Origin of the sequence: Corallococcus sp. Z5C101001, assembly GCF_007352635.1 — a bacterium.
GTDB lineage: Bacteria > Myxococcota > Myxococcia > Myxococcales > Myxococcaceae > Corallococcus > Corallococcus silvisoli.
Window position 1 is genome coordinate 124,392 of record NZ_VKLU01000006.1, and the last position, 21,262, is coordinate 145,653.

Consider the following 21,262-nt stretch of genomic DNA (forward strand, 5'->3'; position numbering starts at 1 on the left):
ACTACCGGTCGTGCCCCGCCAGTTGCGTGGCCCGCCGCGCGAACCTCCGCCACGGGTTCGTCCGGCCACCGTTCTGGAGCGTGATCTCCTTCGAGTGCCGCACGTCCTTCTCCCAGCACGCCTCCAGCTTCGCCGCGACCTCCCGGTCCTCGAACACCAGCGACCCCTCGCTCAACTTGTTGAGCGACAGCGAGTCCAGGTTCGTGGAGCCCACGACACACAGCCAGTCATCCACCAACATCGTCTTCGAGTGCAGCATCGCCGGCTGGTACTCCCAGATGCGCACCCCCGCCGCCAGCAGCCGCTCATACGTGGACCGCTGCGACGCCCGCACCACCGGCACGTCGTGATGCGGCCCCGGCCCCAGCACCCGCACTTCCACGCCCTGCCGGACCTTCACCTCCAGCTGCTCCAGGATGTCATTGGGTGGCGTGAAGTACGCGTTGGCGATCCACAGCCGCTTCGTCGCCGCCGCCACCACCAGCCGCACCATCCGCTCCGCCTCGGTGATGCCCAACCGCCCGGAGCTCTCGATGAACGCCGCGCACCCGCCTCCGTCCGCCTCCAGCGAAGGGAAGCACTCGCGCGGCAGCAGGCTCCCGCCCGACTCCTGCCAGTGCTTGGCGAACGTCACCTGCATGCGCCGCACCTCCGGCCCCTCCACACGGACGTGCGTGTCGCGCCAGTGGTCCGGCGTCAGCCCGTCGCCCTCCCACACCTTCCAGATGCCGAAGCCGCCCGTGTACGCGATGCGCCCGTCCACCACGACGAGCTTCTGGTGCGACCGCCCCAGCAGCCGCCCCAGCACCTTGCCCGCGAGCAGCCGGTAGTAGTGCACCTCCACGCCCGCGTCGGTCAGCCGCTTCTCGACCTGGAGGTCGAAGTCCTTGTCCCCCGCCGTCTCCTCGCTGCCCACCGCGTCCACGACCACGCGGCACTGCACGCCCGCCTGGGAGCGCTCTCGCAGCGCCTCCACGAACCGGTCCGACAGCGCGCACGGCCGCCAGATGTAGATGAGCAGGTGCACGCTGTGCTTCGCCGCGCGGATGTCCTCCAACATCCGGCCAAAGACCTGGCTGTTCTCCAGCAGCTGCATCCGGTGCCCCGGCGTCAGCCCCACGCCCGACGACTGGTAGAGCGCGAACGAGAACCCCTCGGGCCCCGGCGGCAGCGCGAACGGCCCCTGCATCTCGTGCTTGCGCGTCTCGCCGTCACCGTCGAACCCGTGGGCCCCGGGCTGGGGAAGCACTTCCGTGTCCTGGAGTTCGCTCATGGCCTCCACAACGTAGGGACGCCCGGCGTCCCTGGCAGGCGCGGCCCGCCCTCCGGTCCGCCCGGTGAACAGGTCCCCATTCCGTCGTTGCCGGAGCCTCGCACCGTGGCGACACTGCCCTCTCCCGAGTTCCCTCGCCTGGAGAGATCGCATGCTCGACACCCCTTCACGTCCCTCCGCCCGGGAGCTGCTGTCCCTGTCCGGCCTCGCCCCGCTGGTCCCCATGCTCTACATCGCCTGGACGGACGGCGAGCTGACCGGCGAGGAGCTCAAGGCCCTGGGCGCCGCCGCCCGCGCCCAGCCCTGGCTGGACCTCAAGTCCAGCACCGTGCTGGCGCTCTGGGTGGATCCGCTCCGGCCGCCCCCGCCCCGCGAGCTGGCCATCCTGCGCGAACACATCCGCGCCACCGCCGAGACGCTGGCCAGCAGCCAGCAGCAGAACCTGGCGGAGCTGGGCGTGCAGCTGGCCCAGGCGCTCGCGGGGGAGGCGCCCCTGAACGTCCCCCCCGCGGAGCTGGCGAAGGCCCTGGCCACCCTGGAGGCCACCCTGGGCGTGGATGGCAAGGAGGCGGTGCGCTCGCTGGTGCCTCGGGCCTCGCGCGTCCCGCACGCGGAGCCCCGCTCCCACGCGGCCTCCTTCGACCCGGCGGCGATGACGGCCGTGCTGGACCGCACCTACGCGGGCGTGCGCCAGCAGGTGCGCGGGTGGCTGCGGGACGCGGACTTCCGCTACAAGGAAGGCCTCACCTCCACCGAGTACCGCGAGCAGGTCTTCGACTGGCTCCGGCACCTGGCGGATGACGGCCTGGGGCAGCTCGCCTTCCCCAAGGGGCGCGAGGGCGGCGCGGACCTGGGCGCGTTCATCGCCGCGTTCGAGACGCTCGCCTTCTTCGACCTGAGCCTCGTCATCAAGGCGGGCGTCCACTTCGGTCTGTTCGGCTCCAGCATCCTGTTCCTGGGCACGAAGCGGCACCACCAGCAGTACCTGCCGAAGGTCGCCACGCTGGAGCTGCCCGGCTGCTTCGCGATGAGCGAGCTGGGCCACGGCTCCAACGTGCGCGACTGCGAGACGGTGGCCCGCTACGACGCGGACGCGGGCGAGTTCGTCATCGACACGCCGTCGGAGACCGCGCGCAAGGAGTGGATTGGCAACGCGGCCCGGCACGCGCGCATGGCCACGGTGTTCGCGCAGCTGGAGGTGGACGGCGAGCGGTTGGGCGTGCACGCGCTGCTCGTCCCCCTGCGCGACGCGCACGGCAAGGTGCTGCCGGGCATCCGCATCGAGGACTGCGGCGAGAAGATGGGCCTCAACGGCGTGGACAACGGACGGCTGTGGTTCCACCAGGTGCGCGTGCCGCGCGAGAACCTGCTCGACCGCTACGGGCAGGTGACCGAAGCGGGCGAGTACACCAGCTCCATCACCGGCGACTCCAAGCGCTTCTTCACCATGCTGGGCGCGCTCGTCGCCGGCCGCGTGAGCGTGGCGTGCGCGTCCCTGAGCGCGGCCAAGAGCGCGCTGACCATCGCCGTGCGCTACGGCGACCTGCGCCGCCAGTTCGGCCCCGCCGGCGCCCGCGAGGTGCGGCTGCTGGACCATCAGTCGCACCAGCTGCGGCTCCTGCCCCTCGTCGCCAAGGCGTACGCGCTGGACTTCGCGCTGGAGTACCTGGTGGACCGCTACGTCCACCGCACCGAGGACGACGCGCGCGAGGTGGAGGCGCTCGCCGCGGGCCTGAAGGCCTACGCGTCGTGGAACACCACCGCCACGGTGCAGGAGTCCCGCGAGGCGTGCGGCGGCCAGGGCTACCTCACCGCCAACCGGCTGTCCTCGCTGAAGGCGGACACGGACGTGTTCACCACCTTCGAGGGCGACAACACCGTGCTCATGCAGCTGGTGGCCAAGGGCCTGCTCACGGGCTACCGCCAGCGCTTCGAGGACGACCGCGTCTTCGCGGTGCTCAAGCTCCTCATGGACCAGGCCGCCACGGTGGTGATGGACCGCAACCCCATCGCGGGCCGGAGGACGGACAGCGACCACCTGCGCGACAGCGACTTCCAGCTGCGCGCGCTGCGCTTCCGCGAGGAGGCGCTGCTCGCCTCCGTGTCCAAGCGCATCCGCAAGCGGCTGTCCGCGGGCGTGGAGGCGTTCGAGGCCTTCAACCAGGTGCAGGCGCACCTGCTGGCGCTGGCGCACGCGAGCGTGGAGCGCATCGTGCTGGAGCAGTTCCTGCGCGGCGTGGCGGCGGTGAAGGACGAAGCCCTCAAGCCGGTGCTGGGGCTCCTCGCGGACCTCTTCGGCCTGTCCTGCCTGGAGTCCGCCAGCGGCTGGTTCCTGGAGCACGGCTACCTGGAGGCCCCCAAGGCCCAGGCCATCCGCAAGGAGCGCGTGAAGCTGTGCGCGGAGCTGCGGCCGGACGCGGTGGGGCTGGTGGACGCGTTCGGGATTCCCGACGCGTGTCTGGCCGCGCCCATCGGCCTGGGGCGGCTGGCGCCCGGCGGTGACCGCTTCGACGACGCGGCGGCGGACGGCTCGCGCACCACCTGAGGACTCGCGCGGGGTGAGAGGTGCTGGGGCTTCTGTCGGGGGTGGCCGGTGGCGCGACGGCCTCCCCTGGCGGGAAGGCATCGATTTCATTGGCGAAAAATAGTTAATTCATTTAATTATCTTCCCATGCCGACCTCTTCCAGCGGGTTTCCTCCCGAGGATCCCCGGGGGCTGATGCTCGCCGGGGACCGCATCGGGCAGCAGTTGCAGACGCTGTCACTGCTGACGCGGCGGATCGAAGCGCGGCTGGGTGACAGCCTGGGGGTGAACTCCACCGACCTGTCGGCGATGGAGCAGCTCATCACCAGCGGGCCCATGAGCCCCACGGACCTGGCGTCGCGGCTGAAGGTCACGACCGCCGCCGGCACCTACATCGTGGACCGGCTGGAGCGCGCGGGGCACGTGGCGCGGGAGAAGCAGTCGGACGACCGGCGCAAGGTGCGGGTCGTGCCCGCGCCCGAGTCCGTGGCGCGCGTCTTCCAACACCTGACGCCGATGCTGACGGGGCTGGACGCGCTCGTCGCGGGACTTCCCGCCGCGGACCGGGCGGTCATCGAGCAGTTCCTGGGCCGGGTGATCGACGTCTATCGGGCGGCGGCGGATCCGGCCGCGGCACCTTCCTCACACGGATTGGACTGAAGGACCCCCATGAGCAGACGTACTGTGTTGGTGACCGGCGCCAGTGTGGCGGGCCCCACCCTGGCCTACTGGCTGCGCCGCTACGGGATGGACGTGGTGGTCGTCGAGCGCGCGCCGGAGCTGCGGACCGGCGGCCAGACGGTCGACGTGCGCGGCGCGGGAAGGACGGTCGCGCAACGCATGGGCCTGGAGGACGCCATCCGCGCCTGCTCCACGAACGAGGAGGGCATCGCCTTCGTCGACGCGAACAACCGGACGCGCGCCGCCTTCGACGCGAAGGCGTTCGGGGGCGAAGGGCTCATCGCGGAGCTGGAGATCCTCCGGGGCGAGCTGGCCCGGCTCCTGGTGGAGCGCACGCGCGATGACGCCGAATACATCTTCGGGGACTGCGTGACCGGGCTCGAGGACGACGGGGAGCGGGTGCGGGTGACGTTCCAGCGGGGGGCGCCCCGCACGTTCGACCTGGTCATCGCGGCGGAAGGGATTGGCTCCAGGACGCGGAAGCTCGTCTTCGGTGACGAGGTGACGTTCCGCGCGTTCGACCTCCACACCGCCTACTTCACGATTCCGCGCGCGCCCTCCGACGGCCAGCAGGCCCGCTGGTTCAACGCGCCGGGCAGCCGGAACGTGACGCTGCGCCCCGACAACCTGGGGACGACCCGCGCGCTGCTGTCCTTCCAGGAGCCACCCCAGGGCTACGAGCGGCTGGAACCCGCGCGGCAGAAGGCGCTCCTGAAGCGCACCTTCGCCGGCCTCGGATGGGAGACGCCGCGAGTGCTGGCGGCCCTGGATGACTCGCCGGACTTCTATTTCGAGGCCATCGGACAGGTGAAGATGCCCCGCTGGTCGAAGGGGCGCGTGGCCCTGGTGGGCGACGCCGCCTACTGCGCCTCCCCCATCAGCGGCATGGGCACGAGCCTCGCGCTCGTCGGCGCCTACGTCCTCGCCGGAGAGCTGATGCGCCACGGCGACCACCGCCAGGCCTTCGCGTCCTACGAAGCCCTCATGCGGCCCTACGTGAATCAGGCCCAGCAGCTTCCGAAGAGCGCGCCGCGCCTCGCCTCCCCGCGGACGCGCGCGGGCATCGCGTTGGGGCATGCGGTCCTCCGGCTCGCGACCGCCCCCGGCCTCCGGCGCATCCTGGGCAAGGTGCTGTCACCCTCGGCGGACGCCATCACCCTGCCGGACTACGCCCCCGTCGCGAGCTGAAGCACGGGCCCCGCGTCCTCCAGGGGCCTTCGGCTTCACACCGGGGGTGGACCGCGACGGTGACCTTCGCGCCGCCCTGACGCTCCCCCAGTAGGGCCTCGGAGCCAAGGCCGCACGGGTCGTCCGGGACGCCACTGGAGTCAGGGAAAACCGGGCACGCGCGGGCCGTCTTCCCATTGACACCCATGCACCGGACCCATCAGGGTCCGGGAATGAGGATGAACGCCGGACCCATGCGGGCCGCGGACAAGGCCCGACAGAAGGCCTTCCGTACGGCCTTTCCGTCCTACGGCCCCCAGCGGCCGTCCTGGGGAGGCAGGCTGTTGCGCCTCTTCGGGTGGGGCCTGCTGATCCTGGGCGCCTTCCTCTTGGTCGTCGTCATCGACGGGTGGCGTGCGTTCGGGCGGGGCGCGGAGGGGGCGCGGCTGGAGCGGATGGTGCGCTCGCCGCAGTGGCAGGACGGCGGGTTCGTCAACCCGCAGCCCATCCTGAACAACTGGGAGCGCTCGCTGTCGGACCTGTTCCACGGCAGCTCCGACGCCAGTCCGCGGATGCCGGTGGTGGTGGACCGCATCGACCCGGAGCGCTTCGCCACGCCGCCGCCGGACGGGCTGCGCGTCACCTGGATGGGGCACTCGTCCACGCTGGTGGAGGTGGACGGGCACCGCGTGCTCACGGACCCCATGTGGGGCGAGCGCACGTCGCCGCTGGAGTGGATTGGACCGAAGCGCTGGTTCCCGGCGCCCATCGCGCTGGACGCACTGCCGCCCATCGACGCGGTGGTCATCTCGCATGACCACTACGACCACCTGGACTTCGCGACCATCACGGCGATGAAGGATTGGGACACCACGTTCGTGGTGCCGCTGGGCGTGGGGGCGCACCTGGAATACTGGGGCGTGCCGGCGTCGCGCATCGTGGAGCTGGACTGGTGGGAGCGCACGAAGGTGAAGGGGTTGGACATCGTGTGCACGCCGGCGCGGCACGCGTCGGGCCGGTTCCTGCAACGGGACAAGACGCTGTGGGCGGGCTGGGCGCTCGTGGGACCGGCGCACCGGGTCTACTACTCGGGTGACACCGGCCTGTTCCCCGCGATGGAGGAGATTGGCGCGAAGCTGGGGCCGTTCGATTTGACGATGATCGAGACGGGGCAGTACGGCGCGGGCTGGCCGGACTGGCACCTGGGGCCGGAGCAGGCGGTGCTCGCGCACCGGCTGGTGCGTGGCCGGTTGATGTTGCCGGTGCACTGGGGGCTGGTGACGTTGGCGTCGCATGGGTGGACGGAGCCCATCGAGCGCTCGTTGGTGGCCGCGAAGCACGACAGCGTGGGCATCACCGCGCCCCGTCCCGGACAGGACTTCCTCGCGAGGGCACCGCCGCCGGTGGAGCGCTGGTGGCCGGACCGCCCATGGAAGACCGCGGAGGAGGCGCCCATCGTGGCCAGCCAGATTCCGCCCAAGGTCCGCGAAGGGCCTCCGGCGCTGCCGCTGCTCGCGGTTCCGGCGACGGCCAGCCCGCCCTCGGCGAAATCGCAGGGCGCGGGAGCACAGGTCGTGACGCCACAAGCGACACCGCCAGCGCCGGCTCCGCCGTCCCCCGCTCCGCAGGGCGCGAACGCGGCGGAAGCGACGCCGCGGGGCGCGAGTCCGACGGCCTCGAGCCCCCAGGATGCCAATCCGCCGAGCACGGCTCCGCAGGGAGCCAAGGCGACCGGCGCGACGGCTCCGAGCGCGGGCCCGACGGCGGTCCGTCCGCAAGTCGCGAACACGGAGGTCGCGGCGCCTCCCACCCCCCACCCGCCCGGCGCGGGGACGACGGTCGCTGCGCCGCATGAGTGACGCGCGGCGGGCCGCGTTGCACGGGGCCTTCAAGGCCACGGCCTCCGGCATGAGTGACGCGCGGCGGGCCGCGTTGCACGGGGGCCTTCAGGGCCACGGCCTCCGGCATGAGTGACGCGCGGCGGGCCGCGTTGCACGGGGCCTTCAGGGCCACGGCCTACGTCGTGCGCCCGCACCCGCTCGTCGGAGGCGTGAAGCACGTGCTGCGCGTGGACGCCGCGCACCCGGCGCTCGACGCCGCGCTCACCGCGCACGGCTTCACCAGCTGGGCCTTCATCACCGCGTGGAATCCCCGCGCGCACCCACGGCCGCTCCGCACCAACGAGCGCCTTCAGCGCTCCCTTTTCGCGCTGCTCGAAGCCCGGGGGCAGCCGTTCGTGTCCGCCATCGGCGTCGCGGACGACCGGAGCTGGTTCGAGGAGAGCGTCTTCGTCCCCGGCCTGTCCCGGGACGAGGCCCTCCGCATCGGACGGCTGTTCGACCAGGAGGCCGTGGTCTGGAGCCGCGTGGACGGAAGCGCGGAGCTGCTGGAGTGTCTGGCGTTCGCCGGTCCCTGAGCCTCGACAGGGTGTCGTTCACGTCACACCCGCGGTGACGACACCCATTCGCGACCCGCCCCTCACGTCGGTGACACGGGATGATGCCATCGTCTCCGCCCCCGAGGGTGCGGCGGTGCGCCCCTCCCCCCTCCTTCCCTCCAGGAGCCGCCTCGATGCAGCCTTCCGTCCCCCGCGCGCGTGATGCCGCGCGTCCCAGCGTCTTCCTCCTCGCCGGCGCCTTCGTCACCGGCCTGCTGCTCTTCATGCACGGCGGCTGCGGCGACCAGGAGTGCGTGAACGCCTTCGACTGCCAGGAACAGAACCCCGCGCCGGAAGGCCAGGGCTGGACCTGCGTCGACCACGTCTGCCGGGCCGTCACCTTCCAGCCCCCGCCCACCAATACCGACGCGGGCACGGACGACGCGGGCACGGGCGACGGGGGCACCGCCGCCACCGTCTCCGTGAAGATCATCGCGTTCAACGACTTCCACGGGCAGTTGGAGCCCGCGAGCGGCAGCGGCGGCCAGATTGCCCAGGCCTTCCTGGCGGACGGCGGCCCGGATCGCGTGAACGCGGGCGGCGCCGTGTACTTCGCCCGCCACGTCGCGGAGCTGCGCGCGAAGAACCCGAACAGCGTGGTGGTGTCCGCGGGCGACCTCATCGGCGCCACGCCGCTGCTGTCCGCGCTCTTCCATGACGAGCCCACCATCGAGGCCATGAACCAGATGGGCCTGGACCTGAGCGCCGTGGGCAACCACGAGTTCGACGAGGGCGGCTCGGAGCTGCTGCGCATGCAGTCCGGTGGCTGCCACCCCGTGGACGGCTGCCAGGACGGCACCGGCTTCTCCGGCGCGAAGTTCAAGTTCCTCGCGGCCAACGTGGCCACCGGCCCGGGCCGCACCCTCTTCCCGCGCTACGACGTGCGCACCTTCCAGGGCGTGAAGGTGGCCTTCATCGGCATGACGCTGGAAGGCACGCCGAACATCGTCACGCCGACGGGCGTCGCCGGCCTGGAGTTCAAGGACGAGGTGGAGACCGTCAACGCGCTGGTGCCGGAGCTGAAGTCGCAGGGCGTGAACGCCATCGTCGTCGTGGTGCACGAGGGCGGCACGCCCGCGGTCGACTCGCTCTACAACGAGTGCAAGGGCATCTCCGGCCCCATCGTGGACATCGCCCAGAAGCTGGACCCCGCCGTGAGCGTCATCCTCAGCGGCCACACCCATCAGGCCTACAACTGCACGCTGAGCGGCAAGCTGGTCACCAGCGCCGCGTCGGTGGGCCGGCTGCTCACGGACATCGACCTGACCCTGGACGTGGCCACCGGGCAGGTGCTGAAGGCCCAGGCCCAGAACGTCATCGTCACCCGCACGGTGACGCCCGACTCCGCCACCACCGAGCTCATCACCCGCTACAAGGGCCTCACCGCGGCGCTGGAGAACCGCGTCATCGGCTGGATTGCCCAGACCCTGGTCCGCGGCAACATCCAGACGGACCCCACCGGCCAGTCCACCATGGGCTTCGTCATCGCGGACGCGCAGCTGGAGGCCACCCGGCCCGCGAACCTGGGCGGCGCCCAGATTGCCTTCATGAACCCCGGCGGCGTGCGCGCCGACCTCGTGCGCGACCCGGCCAACCCCAGCGACCTCGGCGCCGTCACCTATGGCGAGTCCTTCACGGTGCAGCCCTTCGGCAACAGCCTGGTCACCCTGACGCTGACCGGCGCGCAGATTGAGCGCCTGCTGGAGCAGCAGTGGCCCAACGCCAGCACCACCCGCATCCTCCACCCGTCCGCGGGCTTCACGTACGCGTTCAGCGCGTCCGCGCCCCCGGGCTCCAAGGTGGACCCCGCCAGCATCCGGCTGAACGGCACGACGGTGGATCCGGCCGCGAACTACCGCGTCACGGTGAACAGCTTCCTCGCTCCGGGCGGCGACGGCTTCAGCGTCCTCACGGAGGGCAAGGCCCCCCTGGGCGGCGCGGTGGACACCGACGCGCTGGAGGCCTACCTGGCCGCGCGGAGCACGGAGGCCAACCCGCTGCCGGCCCCGGCGCTCGACCGCATCACCCGGCTGCCGTAGCCACGGCCGCGCTCAGGGACCCGAGCCGCCTGTCGCGGGGCTCGAGTCGCTGGGCTGGAAGATGCCGGTGGTGGGCACGGGCGGCGGATTGATCTCCAGGCGCCGCCCCCCCGTCACGCGCTCGGCCAGCTCATCGAACTGCAGATCCAGCAGCTTGCCGGAGCCCTGCTGGGGGAGCCCGAAGCGGATCCGCCAGTAGTTGGGCTCGAAGCGCACCCCTTCGGAGCCCTTCGCCAGGACGAGGCCGTTCTGGTGGGCATACTCCGCGCCCGAGTCGACGACGTTGCGCTCCCCCAGCTCCGCCTGCACGTCCGGGGACGAGGGGGGCACGGGGGTGCGGCGCGTGGGGCCGGTGGCACAACCAACGCCCGCCACGAGGACAGGCAGGAGAGCGGCGACGAGGAAGCGGGGGGCCATACCCGAACCTTGGGCACGCCCCCGTCAAGCCGCACCGTGGGGCACCTTGCGGAACCCCCTGCCGTCGCATGCTCGCCCGGAGCAACGGCGCGGGGGGCGCGCCCCCGCTCGCCTGGAGGCCCGCAGCGCTACTTGGGCGCCGGGACTCCCGAAGCGCGCTCCACGACCTCGTCGATGAGGCCGTACTGCCGGGCCTCCTCGGCGCTCATGAAGTAGTCGCGCTCGGTGTCCTTCTCGATGCGCTCGATGGTGTGGCCCGTGTGCTTCACGAACAGGCCGTTGAGGTACGCGCGCAGGCGGAGGATCTCCTTCGCCTGGATTTCGATGTCCGTCGCCTGCCCCTGCGCGCCACCCAGCGGCTGGTGGATCATGATGCGGCTGTTGGGCAGGGCGTAGCGCTTGCCCTTGGAGCCCGCCAGCAACAGCAGCGCGCCCGCGGAGGCGGCCTGGCCCACGCAGATGGTGGACACGGGGCATTTGACGTACTGCATCGTGTCGTACATCGCGAGCGCCGCGGTGACGGAGCCGCCCGGCGAGTTGATGTAGAGGTTGATGCCCTTGTCGGGGTCCTCGGACTCCAGGAACAGGAGCTGGGCGACGATGAGGTTGGCCACATCGTCGTTGATGGGCGTGCCCAGGAGGATGATGCGGTCCTTGAGCAGGCGGCTGTAGAGGTCGTACGCCCGCTCGCCGCGGTGCGTGGTCTCAATGACGAAGGGGACGTTCATGGCCCCCGTACCCTAATCGTCCCCCTTCCCGCGCGCTCCCCCCTTCTTGCGCGAGCGTGCGCTGTCCCACGATTGGGGGGCCCGGGGCGGCCCCCGGGGGTCGGACGGCGGCCTACAGCCCCCCGGTCATCTTCTCCGGGCGGACCCACTGGTCGAACTGTTCTTCGGTGACGAGCCCCAGCTCCACCGCGACCTCCTTGAGCGTCCTGCCCTGCTTGTGCGCCGTCTTGGCGATCCTCGCCGCGTTGTCGTAGCCGATGTGCGGGTTGAGCGCCGTCACCAGCATCAGGCTGCGCTGGAGGTTCTCCTGGAGGCGCGGGAGGTTGGGCTCGATGCCCACCGCGCAGTTCAGCCGGAAGCTGCGCATCCCGTCCGCCAGCAGCCGGCAGCTCTGGAGGAGGTTCTGGATGAGCAGCGGCTTGAAGACGTTCAGCTCGAAGTTGCCGGACGCGCCGCCCAGGGAGATGGCCACGTCGTTCCCCATCACCTGGGCGCACAGCATGGTGAGCGCCTCGCTCTGCGTGGGGTTCACCTTGCCCGGCATGATGGAGCTGCCCGGCTCGTTCTCCGGGATGTTGATTTCGCCAATGCCCGAGCGCGGCCCGGACGACAGCCACCGGATGTCATTGGCCACCTTGAACAGCACCGCCGCCAGGCCCTTGAGCGCGCCGTGCGCCTGCACCAGCGCGTCGTTGGCGGCCAGCGCCTCGAACTTGTTGGGCGCGGTGATGAAGCCATGGCCGGTGAGCCTCGCGATCTCCACCGCCACGCGCTCGGCGTAGCCCGGGGGCGCGTTGAGGCCGGTGCCCACGGCGGTGCCGCCCAGCGCCAGCTCCGACAGGTGCGGCAGCGCGGCCTCGATGTGGCCCTTCGCGCGCTCCAGCTGCGCCACGTACCCGCTGAACTCCTGGCCCAGCGTGAGCGGCGTCGCGTCCTGCAGGTGCGTGCGGCCAATCTTCACGATGGACTGGAACGCCTGGGACTTCTGGGCCAGCACGTCGCGCAGGGCCTGAAGCTCCGGAAGCACGTGCTTCACCACGGCCTCCACGGCGGCCACGCTCATCGCGGTGGGGAACACGTCGTTGGAGCTCTGGCCCTTGTTGACGTCGTCGTTGGCGTGCACCTTGCGCGCCTCGCCGCGCTCGCCGCCCATGAGCTCCGAGGCGCGGTTGGCCAGCACCTCGTTGCAGTTCATGTTCGTCTGGGTGCCGCTGCCCGTCTGCCACACCAGCAGGGGGAACTCCTCCTCGTGCTGTCCGGCGAGGACCTCATCCGCGGCCTTCACGATGGCCTGGGCCTTGTCCTTGGGCAGGGTGCCGTTCTCCAGGTTCACCAGCGCGGCGGCCTTCTTCACGAGCACCAGCGCGTGCACCAGCGCCGGAGGCATGCGCTCCGTGGAGATGGCGAAGTTCTGGCGGCTTCGCTGCGTCTGCGCGCCCCAGAGCCGGTCGGCGGGGACTTCGATGGGACCGAAGGTGTCCTTCTCGATGCGAACGTTCTTCGTGCTCACGGTGCTGGCCTCCAGCGGACAGGAACGATGTCCCGCGCGATTAACATCCTCGCCCCTGTCCGTCAGGCCCAAGTGCTCCGCGGCCCCCATACGACGCTCAGACGCGACGCTCCCAGCGCGGCGCGTCCTCGTCCACGGGCGCGCTCCCCACCCGGGCAATCCAATCCAACGGCCCCTGGAAGGGGGCCCGGCCTCCGGGCCGCGCCGGGGTGAACCCCCAGAGCAGCACATAGAGCAGCAGGCTCATCCCTCCGGACGCGAACAGCAGGAGCACGAACGCCACCCGCACCAGCGCGGCGTCCACGTCCAGCTCCCGAGCCAACGCCGCGCACACGCCCAGCAGCGCCCGCCCCTCTCCCCGGTGCAGCGGCACCGTGCGCGCGCGGCAGTGCGAACACCGCGCCGCCCCCTCGGACAGCTCCCGCGAACAAGCCCTGCACCGCGTCGTGACGTCCATGAGCTGGCCTCTCCGTCCGCCCCCCGCTTGGCGAGAGGGGGGCTCCATCCCTACCTACGGAGGCCGCCGCCGGGTGATTGCATCCCCCAGAACTCGTGATTTCGCGGGGTTCTGTCCCGGTGCGTCAGTGAATTTACAGATTTAATGCGGACGGTGTTGACAGCCTTACAGGCAAGCAGCTTCTAATTCACCCCGACTTCCCTTCCACAGACGGCAGGGGCATCTTTCAGCCCGTTGAGCCGCCTTTACAACGCATCTCGTCAGGAGCCGACATGGACGCCAGCACCCCCCAGGAATCTCCGGCATTCGGCCCCGGCGTGAGCGTCCAGGGGACCTGGCATCCGGACTACGCGGAGGTGCTGACGCAGGACGCCATGGCCTTCGTGGCGAAGCTGGCGCGCACCTTCGGGGAGCGGCGCGAGGCCCTGCTGGAGCGGCGCAAGAAGGTGGCGCAGGGCTGGCGCAAGGGGGAGCGCCCGCACTTCCTCCCGGAGACGGCGGACGTGCGCAAGGGCGACTGGACGGTGTCCCCGGTGCCCGCGGACCTGCAGGACCGGCGGGTGGAGATCACCGGTCCGGTGGACCGCAAGATGATCATCAACGCGCTCAACTCCGGCGCCAGCGTCTTCATGGCGGACTTCGAGGACGCCAACAGCCCCACCTGGGACAACGTGGTGCGCGGCCAGCTGAACCTGCGCGACGCCGTGCGCAAGACCATCTCCTTCACGGCGGAGAACGGGAAGCGGTACGCGCTGAACGAGCAGCACGCCGTCCTCTTCGTGCGCCCGCGCGGCTGGCACCTGCCGGAGCGCCACGTGCTCGTGGACGGCAAGCCCATCTCCGGCTCGCTCTTCGACTTCGGCCTGTTCTTCTTCCACAACGCCCGCGAGCAGCTCCAGCGCGGCACCGGCCCGTACTTCTACCTGCCCAAGATGCAGAGCCACCTGGAGGCCCGGCTGTGGAACGACGTGTTCCACCTGGCCCAGAGCGAGCTGGACATCCCGCGCGGCACCATCAAGGCCACGGTCCTCATCGAGACGCTGCCCGCCGCGTTCGAGATGGACGAAATCCTCCATGAGCTGCGCGAGCACTCGGCCGGCCTCAACTGCGGCCGCTGGGACTACATCTTCAGCTTCATCAAGACGCTCCAGTCGGACGCGTCCGTGGTGCTGCCCGACCGCGGTCAGGTCACCATGGACAAGGGCTTCCTCAACGCCTACTCGCAGCTGCTCATCCAGACCTGTCACCGCCGGGGCGCGCACGCCATGGGCGGCATGGCCGCCTTCATCCCCATCAAGGGGGACGCCGTCGCCAACGACGCGGTGATGGCCAAGGTCCGCGCGGACAAGCTGCGCGAGGCGAAGAACGGCCACGACGGCACCTGGGTCGCGCACCCCGGCCTCGTCCCGGTGGCGAAGGAGATCTTCGACGCGCAGATGAAGGGCCCGAACCAGGTGGCCAACAAGCGCGAGGACGTGCACGTCACGGAGGCGGACCTGCTCCAGGTTCCCTCCGGCACGCGCACCGAGGAGGGCCTGCGCCACAACATCCGCGTGGGCATCCAGTACACCGCCGCGTGGCTGGGCGGCCTGGGCTGCGTGCCCCTCTACAACCTGATGGAGGACGCGGCGACGGCGGAGATCTCCCGCGCCCAGGTGTGGCAGTGGATCCACCACGGGGCCACGCTGGAGGACGGCCGCAAGGTGACGCCGGAGCTGTTCCGCGAGCTGCTCGCGGAGGAGATGGCGCGGATGGCGCGCGAGGGCGCCCCCGAGCGCTACGGCCCCGCCCACATGGAGAAGTCCCGCGCGCTCTTCGAGCAGCTGTCCACCGCGCCCGCCTTCGAGGACTTCCTCACCCTGCCGGCCTACGAGGCCCTGGACGCGAAGTCCTGACGTTTCGAAGCACCGACGTTCTTCTTCAACCCTTCACCGCAGCCCCGAGGAGTCCTGGCATGTACGACGCGACGCCGACCACTTCCGATGCCTCCCCCCATGCGAAGCTCCACGCGCAGCGCTTCGACGGAATCACCCGCAACTACACCGAGAAGGACGTGGAGAAGCTCCGCGGCTCCATCCGCGTGAGCCACACGCTGGCGGAGATGGGCGCGCGCCGCCTCTGGGAGCTGCTCCACACGGACGCGTACATCAACGCGCTGGGCGCCCTCACCGGCAACCAGGCCGTGCAGATGGTGCGCGCGGGCCTCAAGGCCATCTACCTGTCCGGCTGGCAGGTCGCCGCGGACGCGAACTCCGCCGGCCAGATGTACCCGGACCAGAGCCTCTACCCGGTGGACTCCGTCCCCAGCGTGGTGAAGAAGATCAACAACGCCCTGCGCCGCGCGGATCAGATCGACCACGCCGAAGGGCGCCATGACCGCAACTGGTTCGCGCCCATCCTCGCGGACGCGGAGGCCGGCTTCGGCGGCCCGCTCAACGCCTATGAGCTGATGAAGGGGATGATCGAAGCGGGCGCCGCGGGCGTGCACTTCGAGGACCAGCTGGCCAGCGAGAAGAAGTGCGGCCACATGGGCGGCAAGGTGCTGGTGCCCACCAGCCACTTCGTGCGCACGCTGACCGCGGCGCGCCTGGCGGCGGACGTGATGGGCGTGTCCACGCTGGTGGTGGCTCGCACGGACGCGGACAGCGCCAAGCTGCTGATGAGCGACGCGGACGAGTACGACCACGCCTTCATCGACAAGGCGGCGGGCCGCACGGCGGAGGGCTTCTACCGCATCAAGGGCGGCCTGGAGTGCGCCATCGCGCGCGGCCTGGCGTACGCCCCGTACGCGGACCTGGTGTGGTGCGAGACCAGCACCCCGGACCTCGCGCAGGCGAAGGCCTTCGCCGAGGGCATCCACAAGAAGTTCCCCAACAAGATGCTCGCGTACAACTGCTCGCCGTCCTTCAACTGGAAGAAGAACCTGGACGACAGCACCATCGCGAAGTTCCAGCGGGAGCTGGGCGCCATGGGCTACAAGTTCCAGTTCGTCACCCTGGCGGGCTTCCACGCGCTGAACTTCTCCATGTACGAGCTGGCCCGTCAGTACAAGGACCGCGGCATGGCGGCCTACAGCGAGATGCAGCAGTCGGAGTTCGGCGCGGAGAAGAACGGCTACACCGCCACGCGCCACCAGCGCGAGGTGGGCACCGGCTACTTCGACCAGGTCGCCGAGGTCATCTCCGGCGGCAGCGCCAGCACCCTGGCCCTGCACGAGTCCACCGAGGCCCACCAGTTCTAGGCCCGGCGGATCATCCCAGCCTCTCCTGAAGGCCGCGGGTCCTAGGGGAATTCCCCTGGGATTTCGCGGCCTTCGCCGTTCCCAGGGCCGGGGGGCCAGCGGGCGCGGAGCCGGAATCAGCAACTTCCGGGGACCCATGGCGATAATGGGAGGAACTTGAAGCCCCAGAGGCACGCCCCCGGGTGTGCCTCCCAGCAGACCGGGGCCTTTGAAGGGAGCCGCCATGAACCGCATCACGTCCCTCTCCGGTCCTCGGGTGCAGCCGGCCACGACGAACACCGCCTCCTCCGTGTCGGGCAGCCGCTTCGGCTCGCTGATGTCGGGCGCGGCCGCGCAGCCCAAGGTGGGCGCGCAGCTGACGGGCGGCACGGTGGTGTCCTCCGCGCTGGCGCAGGCGGGGACCACGCCGCACGGCTCGCTGGTGGGCACGTACACGGCGGGCGCCACGTCCACGACCGCCAACGGCCAGCAGGCCTCGGCGACGGGGCAGGCCGGCGCGGAGCCCAAGAGCGAGGAGATGCAGGCGCTGGAGGACCTGGCCACCATGTCCGCGGTGACCATGTCCCAGTCCATCCTCCACATGGGCGGGATGAAGATCGACCTGGAGCGCGAGTAGTCCCGCGCCCCAGGCCGCCGCTGCGGTTCCGAAGCCCTGGGGGAAACCTCAGGGCTTCTTCTTGTCGCTGTCGTCGCTGTACTGGTCGCGGATGCCGTCGTGCCGGCTGCGCGGGTCGCGCCAGGGCTTGTCCACGTCGGTGCGCTGGCCGCCGTCCTGCCCGGTGACGTCGTTGAGCTCGTCGGCGCGGCCCTCCGCGGGCACCTCGTCGCCGTCCGCGTCAGGGTCCTTCTGCCTCGCGGGATCCAACGGGATGCCGGCGCTCTTCTTGAGGTAGTCGTCCTTGGGGTCCATGCCGTCACTCCTCCCTTGAGTCCTCAAGGTGGTGACGGGGCCCCGTTCCGGGAGCGGCCGGGCGGACGGGCCGCCCCTGCCTCAGTTGAGGTACTTCGGCTTCGCCTGCGCGGTGGGCGCCTGGGCCTTCATCATCTCCAGGCCCTGGCGGGTGAGGACGAAGCGGACGACGCCGGAGCCGCGCTCGGTCTCGATTTCGGCCTCGAAGGCGGGCCCGGCGATGCCGCCCAGGGACACGTCCTTGCGCAGGTTGGAGACGCGGCCGGAGAGCAGATCACCCGCGACCTCCCGCGAGCCCTCCCCGCGCGAGTACAGCTCGAAGGCGGCCTCGTGCAGCGTCATCGCCAGCGCGGGCGTGAGGGGCTGGGAGCTGAAGAGCACGGAGATGAGGAGCCAGTAGGGCGGCGTCTGTTCAGCCATCGTGCGGCAGTGTAACGGGTGTGGCTACCGGGCGCGCGGCTGTCTGCGGGCGGCGATGGCCTCCGCGAGCACGCCCTGCTGCTTCCAGTGGCCGTACAGGCGGCCCTGGGACGCGAGCCAGTCCAGGCGCTGCCGGGTGCGCGCGTCCAGCCGGCCGGGCGGCGCGTCGCGGAACGGCGTGCCGGGCAGCGGCATGAAGGTGTGGCCGTGCACGCGCGCGCCCAGGTCGGACAGCCGCTGCATCAGGTCCAGGGTGGCGTCCACGTCCGCGGGCTCCTCGCCGGGCAGGCCCAGGATGAAGTCCACGTTGGGGACGAAGCCGCCCTCCACCGCGAGCCGCGCGGCGCGCACCACGGTCTCCACGTCGTGGCCGCGCCGGGTGGCCTGGAGGATGCGCTCGGAGCCGGACTGGCCGCCGATGATGAGGTTGTCGTTGGCCACGTAGCGCTTGAGCAGCGCCAGGGCCTCTGGCGTGACGTGCTCCGGGCGAACCTCCGACGGGAAGGTGCCGTAGTAGATGCGCCCGTCCGGGGCCATGGCCTCCGTCACGGCGGCGAGCAGGTCCTCCACCGCGGCCAGGTTCACGGTCTCGTCCGGGGTGCCGTAGGACATGGACGTGGGGGTGATGAAGCGCAGGTCGCGGCGGCCCGCGAGGCGCAGCTCGCGCGCCCACCGGGCGATGTTGGGCACGGAGCGGTGCCGGAAGCGCGCCTTGCTCATGAAGGGCGTCTGGCAGAAGCGGCAGGCGTAGATGCAGCCGCGCGTGATCTCGATGGCGCCGAACTTCACGTGCTTCGCGGCGAACGGGGGGAAGTCGTCCAGGCGCACGCCCTCGCCGTGACCGTGCTGCACGAGCTTGCCGTCCTTCAGGTGCGCGGTGCCGTGCGTCGTGCGCGGGTCCTCGCCCTGGAGGACGCGGACGAGCAGGGCGCGCAGGGTGTGTTCGCCCTCGCCCACGGCGACGAGGTCGAAGCCGGCCTGGAGCGTCTGAAGCGTCTCCGCGGTGGCGTGCACGCCGCCCGCGATGCAGAGCACGTCGCGGCCCTCCAGCCGTTCGCGCACCCAGTGCAGCTCCTCCACGGAGGGGCCGAAGCTGGCGGAGTAGAAGGACCACGCGGCGACGACGGTGTCGCCCGCGTCCGCGCGCTCGCGCACGGTGTCCAGCAGGGCCTCGCGGCTGCGCGGGAAGTGCAGCGACACGTCGGAGAGCGCGGGGTCGGCCTCCACGGCGCCGGCGAGCACGGTGAAGGCGTACTTGCCCGGGTACTGGTAGCTCAGGACGAGCGAGACCTTGCGAGGCGTCAGCGACATGGCGGCCCGGGATGATGCCACAGGGCCCGCGTGCGACGGGGCACGCTCGGCCGGTGCGCGGTCAGAGGAAGCGGCGCTCCCACTGGCGGACCTCGGCTTCGGTGAGGTCCCCCCAGGAGCCCCGGTGTGCGTAGAGCCAGGGCTCCAGCACGCGGGCGAGCTCGCGGTACGCGGGCAGTGTGTCACCCGCGTCCAGATCCCCTGCTTCGGGCGCGGGGCCCAACGAGACGACGGCCCGGTCCGGGGAGAGTGACTGGACCTGGGTCGCGGGAGCGTGCAGCCGGGAGCGCAGTCCCTCCGCGCCGCCCAGCTCCTGCAACACGGGCGGGCCCAGGAAGGTGAGCCATGCGGGGGCGCGGACCTTCGTGCCCAGGTGCAGCGCGAGTTGGTCCAACTGGTTCAGGTCGAAGCCCGGATGGCGCCGGGTGGTTTCGCGCAGCAGCGGCGTGAGGGTCCGGGTCCAGGCATGCACTTCGAGCGACAGGCCCGCATGCCCTGAGTCCCAGGGCAGCGCACGGCCCAGGTCGATGGCCAGCGCACGGATCCACTCCGGCCCGCGCTCGGCCAGGAACTCGGTGGGCAGCCGGAACTCCAGCGTGCAAGTGCTCTCCGGATAGGCCTCGTGGAAGCTGGCCGAGTCACTTCCTCTCCCGTGATACCTGAATGCGACTCCCGTCGCGGAGTGCGACAGCTCGTTTGCCTCAACGAAGCAAGAGGGGCTCAGGATCCGCTTCTGGAGCTCCGCCTCTCCCTCCGCATCCAGCTCCGGCCAGTCTCCGGTGTAGCAATCCCAGAACCAGCGCAGCCGTCGCGGTTCGACGGCCCGCCGGTAGCGCTCCTGCGCACGCCAGAGGGCAGGAGCGATCTCTTCGTGAGGCGCGCGCAGATAGAAGGCGATGCTGATCCCCTCCCTCATGAGGACCACGGTCGTCCCTTCAATCTCCATCGATTCACGAACTGTCGGCACCTGCTCGTTCATTGGGTGATTCCCATGTTGGGGGATACCAGGAGAGGGGCCCGTTCGCTCGCCAAGAGGTCCTGGTACACAGCATTCTGCGGCCTGTCGGCGAAGGGGCTTGCCGGCGGATAGGTGTCCCATCTGGCATCGTTGGTCGCCGGGCACGGGAACTTGAAGTCGTAGAGGGCCTGGACCTTCAGGGGGTTCCCGAGCGCGTGCAGCACCACATCGGGCGCGATGCTCCCCACCAGCAGGTGGAACTGCCCGGCCGCGAGCCACCGCGCCACCTCCTCCGGGTCCAACCACCGTATCCGCCCTGTCTTCGCGTCCCGCAGGTAGCGCGGCTCCAGGCTGAACCGCCCCGCGTCCGTGTCACCCAGGGCCCGCTGCACGCACTCCAGTGCCGCCGCGTGCTTGGCCTCTCCCAGTTGCATCGCCCGCGTCACCTGTCGCCCATTCGCGTCCACCACCTTCTCCCGGCACACCTCCGGCGAGGTCCGCTTCCCCGGCCCCAGCATCCGCTCGTTCACTTCGAAGTTCGCCTGCTTCGCGCACTCCACCAGCACCCGCTCCACGCGCGCCACCTCCGCCGCTTCCCACAGGCGCATCATCGCGGCGGCCTGGCCGGCCCGCGCGGCCGCCCGCGACAGCCACGGCAGCACCGCGTCCTCACCCACCTGCGACGCGCACGCCGGGCTTCGCAGACATCCGGCCGTCGCGGAGTCCATCGACGCCTGTGAATAGCTCCGGGGCGCCCTCACCTCCGGCCCCGCGCACGCAGTCCACAGGAGGCAGCACAGCCACCACATCCTTCGGAGAGGAGTCACGTCGTGCCTCCTCGCACGAAAGCGCGAGCGCCTTCAACCCAACGCACTCGTGGACACTTGGCGGATGTGAACCGCGCGGCTAGCGTGCCTCCCGCCGACGGTGCCTCGCGGGAGTCCGCGAGGTTTAGCAAGGGAATCCGGTGCGAATCCGGAGCTGCCCCGCAGCGGTGAGTGGGAACGAACGCTGTCACACGCACTGGTCCGGAGTCGGACTGGGAAGCGACGGCCAGTAGACGCCACGGAGGCATCCCCATCAGGTGGGGAGCGCTCCGGAAGCACGCCCACGAGTCCGAAAACCTGCCTTCGGCCCCTGCGGAGGATCGTCTCCGACAGGGCGGTACCCCGGCCCCTCGCGGGAAGGT

Annotated in this window: 19 protein-coding genes and 1 riboswitch; of the genes, 9 read left to right on the forward strand and 10 right to left on the reverse strand. The window is 70.8% G+C overall.

From position 1 onward, the window contains the following. Position 1: 1 nt before the first annotated feature. Positions 2–1,273 (reverse strand): phosphatidylserine/phosphatidylglycerophosphate/cardiolipin synthase family protein, encoded by a 1,272-nt coding sequence (locus tag FOF48_RS15630; protein WP_143902406.1) that lies wholly within the window; start codon positions 1,271–1,273, stop codon positions 2–4. A gap of 151 nt (positions 1,274–1,424) precedes the next feature. On the opposite strand from FOF48_RS15630, the gene FOF48_RS15635 reads away from it, so the two are divergent. From FOF48_RS15635 to FOF48_RS15660, 6 genes are all read left to right on the forward strand, one after another. Next, positions 1,425–3,818, forward strand: coding sequence for an acyl-CoA dehydrogenase (locus FOF48_RS15635; protein WP_143902408.1), 2,394 nt, complete (start codon positions 1,425–1,427; stop codon positions 3,816–3,818). Positions 3,819–3,944: 126 nt separating this feature from the next. Further along, positions 3,945–4,457 carry a MarR family winged helix-turn-helix transcriptional regulator gene (locus tag FOF48_RS15640; RefSeq protein ID WP_186001929.1) on the forward strand — a complete coding sequence of 171 codons (513 nt, stop codon included), beginning with the start codon at positions 3,945–3,947 and terminating at the stop codon, positions 4,455–4,457. A 9-nt stretch (positions 4,458–4,466) separates the two neighbouring features. Next, the gene (locus FOF48_RS15645; protein ID WP_143902410.1) at positions 4,467–5,666 is read left to right on the forward strand and encodes an FAD-dependent monooxygenase; all 1,200 of its coding nucleotides are present in this window, start codon (positions 4,467–4,469) and stop codon (positions 5,664–5,666) included. A 218-nt stretch (positions 5,667–5,884) separates the two neighbouring features. Next, positions 5,885–7,504 carry an MBL fold metallo-hydrolase gene (locus FOF48_RS15650; RefSeq protein ID WP_304503217.1) on the forward strand — a complete coding sequence of 540 codons (1,620 nt, stop codon included), beginning with the start codon at positions 5,885–5,887 and terminating at the stop codon, positions 7,502–7,504. Positions 7,505–7,611: 107 nt separating this feature from the next. Continuing rightward, positions 7,612–8,061: a DUF3293 domain-containing protein gene (locus tag FOF48_RS15655; RefSeq protein WP_143902412.1), complete on the forward strand. Its 450-nt coding sequence runs from the start codon at positions 7,612–7,614 to the stop codon at positions 8,059–8,061. 155 nt (positions 8,062–8,216) lie between these two features. Then, entirely contained in the window at positions 8,217–10,121 is a 1,905-nt protein-coding gene (locus FOF48_RS15660) for a bifunctional UDP-sugar hydrolase/5'-nucleotidase (protein WP_143902414.1), read from the forward strand. A gap of 12 nt (positions 10,122–10,133) precedes the next feature. Here FOF48_RS15660 and FOF48_RS15665 read toward each other — a convergent pair whose 3' ends face one another. From FOF48_RS15665 to FOF48_RS15680, 4 genes are all read right to left on the reverse strand, one after another. Continuing rightward, positions 10,134–10,538, reverse strand: a complete 405-nt coding sequence (locus FOF48_RS15665) for a hypothetical protein (protein ID WP_143902416.1) — start codon at positions 10,536–10,538, stop codon at positions 10,134–10,136. Positions 10,539–10,666: 128 nt separating this feature from the next. Continuing rightward, the gene (gene clpP, locus FOF48_RS15670; RefSeq protein WP_143902418.1) at positions 10,667–11,266 is read right to left on the reverse strand and encodes an ATP-dependent Clp endopeptidase proteolytic subunit ClpP; all 600 of its coding nucleotides are present in this window, start codon (positions 11,264–11,266) and stop codon (positions 10,667–10,669) included. Between the two features lie 112 nt (positions 11,267–11,378). Continuing rightward, positions 11,379–12,776, reverse strand: a complete 1,398-nt coding sequence (gene fumC / locus FOF48_RS15675) for a class II fumarate hydratase (protein WP_143902420.1) — start codon at positions 12,774–12,776, stop codon at positions 11,379–11,381. A 97-nt stretch (positions 12,777–12,873) separates the two neighbouring features. After that, complete coding sequence (locus tag FOF48_RS15680) at positions 12,874–13,233, reverse strand: PspC domain-containing protein (protein ID WP_143902422.1); 360 nt, start codon at positions 13,231–13,233, stop codon at positions 12,874–12,876. Between the two features lie 272 nt (positions 13,234–13,505). Here FOF48_RS15680 and aceB point away from each other — a divergent pair, with 272 nt between their 5' ends. From aceB to FOF48_RS15695, 3 genes are all read left to right on the forward strand, one after another. Beyond that, positions 13,506–15,128, forward strand: a complete 1,623-nt coding sequence (gene aceB / locus FOF48_RS15685; RefSeq protein ID WP_143902424.1) for a malate synthase A — start codon at positions 13,506–13,508, stop codon at positions 15,126–15,128. Between the two features lie 59 nt (positions 15,129–15,187). After that, positions 15,188–16,474, forward strand: coding sequence for an isocitrate lyase (aceA, locus tag FOF48_RS15690; RefSeq protein ID WP_143902426.1), 1,287 nt, complete (start codon positions 15,188–15,190; stop codon positions 16,472–16,474). A 223-nt stretch (positions 16,475–16,697) separates the two neighbouring features. Then, positions 16,698–17,090 carry a hypothetical protein gene (locus tag FOF48_RS15695; protein ID WP_143902428.1) on the forward strand — a complete coding sequence of 131 codons (393 nt, stop codon included), beginning with the start codon at positions 16,698–16,700 and terminating at the stop codon, positions 17,088–17,090. Positions 17,091–17,138: 48 nt separating this feature from the next. On the opposite strand, the gene FOF48_RS15700 is transcribed toward FOF48_RS15695, so the two are convergent. The 5 genes from FOF48_RS15700 to FOF48_RS15720 all read right to left on the reverse strand — a co-directional run bounded on the left by FOF48_RS15700 (position 17,139) and on the right by FOF48_RS15720 (position 20,900). Continuing rightward, a complete protein-coding gene (locus tag FOF48_RS15700) occupies positions 17,139–17,384 on the reverse strand; it encodes a hypothetical protein (protein WP_143902430.1) in 246 nt (81 codons plus the stop codon). 81 nt (positions 17,385–17,465) lie between these two features. Continuing rightward, the gene (locus tag FOF48_RS15705; protein ID WP_143902432.1) at positions 17,466–17,804 is read right to left on the reverse strand and encodes a hypothetical protein; all 339 of its coding nucleotides are present in this window, start codon (positions 17,802–17,804) and stop codon (positions 17,466–17,468) included. Positions 17,805–17,828: 24 nt separating this feature from the next. After that, a complete protein-coding gene (locus tag FOF48_RS15710; RefSeq protein ID WP_370456585.1) occupies positions 17,829–19,115 on the reverse strand; it encodes a TIGR04013 family B12-binding domain/radical SAM domain-containing protein in 1,287 nt (428 codons plus the stop codon). Between the two features lie 61 nt (positions 19,116–19,176). Continuing rightward, on the reverse strand, positions 19,177–20,094 hold the full coding sequence (locus FOF48_RS15715; RefSeq protein ID WP_143902434.1) for a type VI immunity family protein: 918 nt from the start codon (positions 20,092–20,094) through the stop codon (positions 19,177–19,179). Then, complete coding sequence (locus tag FOF48_RS15720) at positions 20,091–20,900, reverse strand: hypothetical protein (protein WP_143902436.1); 810 nt, start codon at positions 20,898–20,900, stop codon at positions 20,091–20,093. The genes FOF48_RS15715 and FOF48_RS15720 overlap by 4 nt, the downstream gene beginning before the upstream one ends. A gap of 81 nt (positions 20,901–20,981) precedes the next feature. Then, a riboswitch (cobalamin riboswitch) is annotated at positions 20,982–21,220 on the forward strand. Positions 21,221–21,262 lie beyond the last annotated feature (42 nt).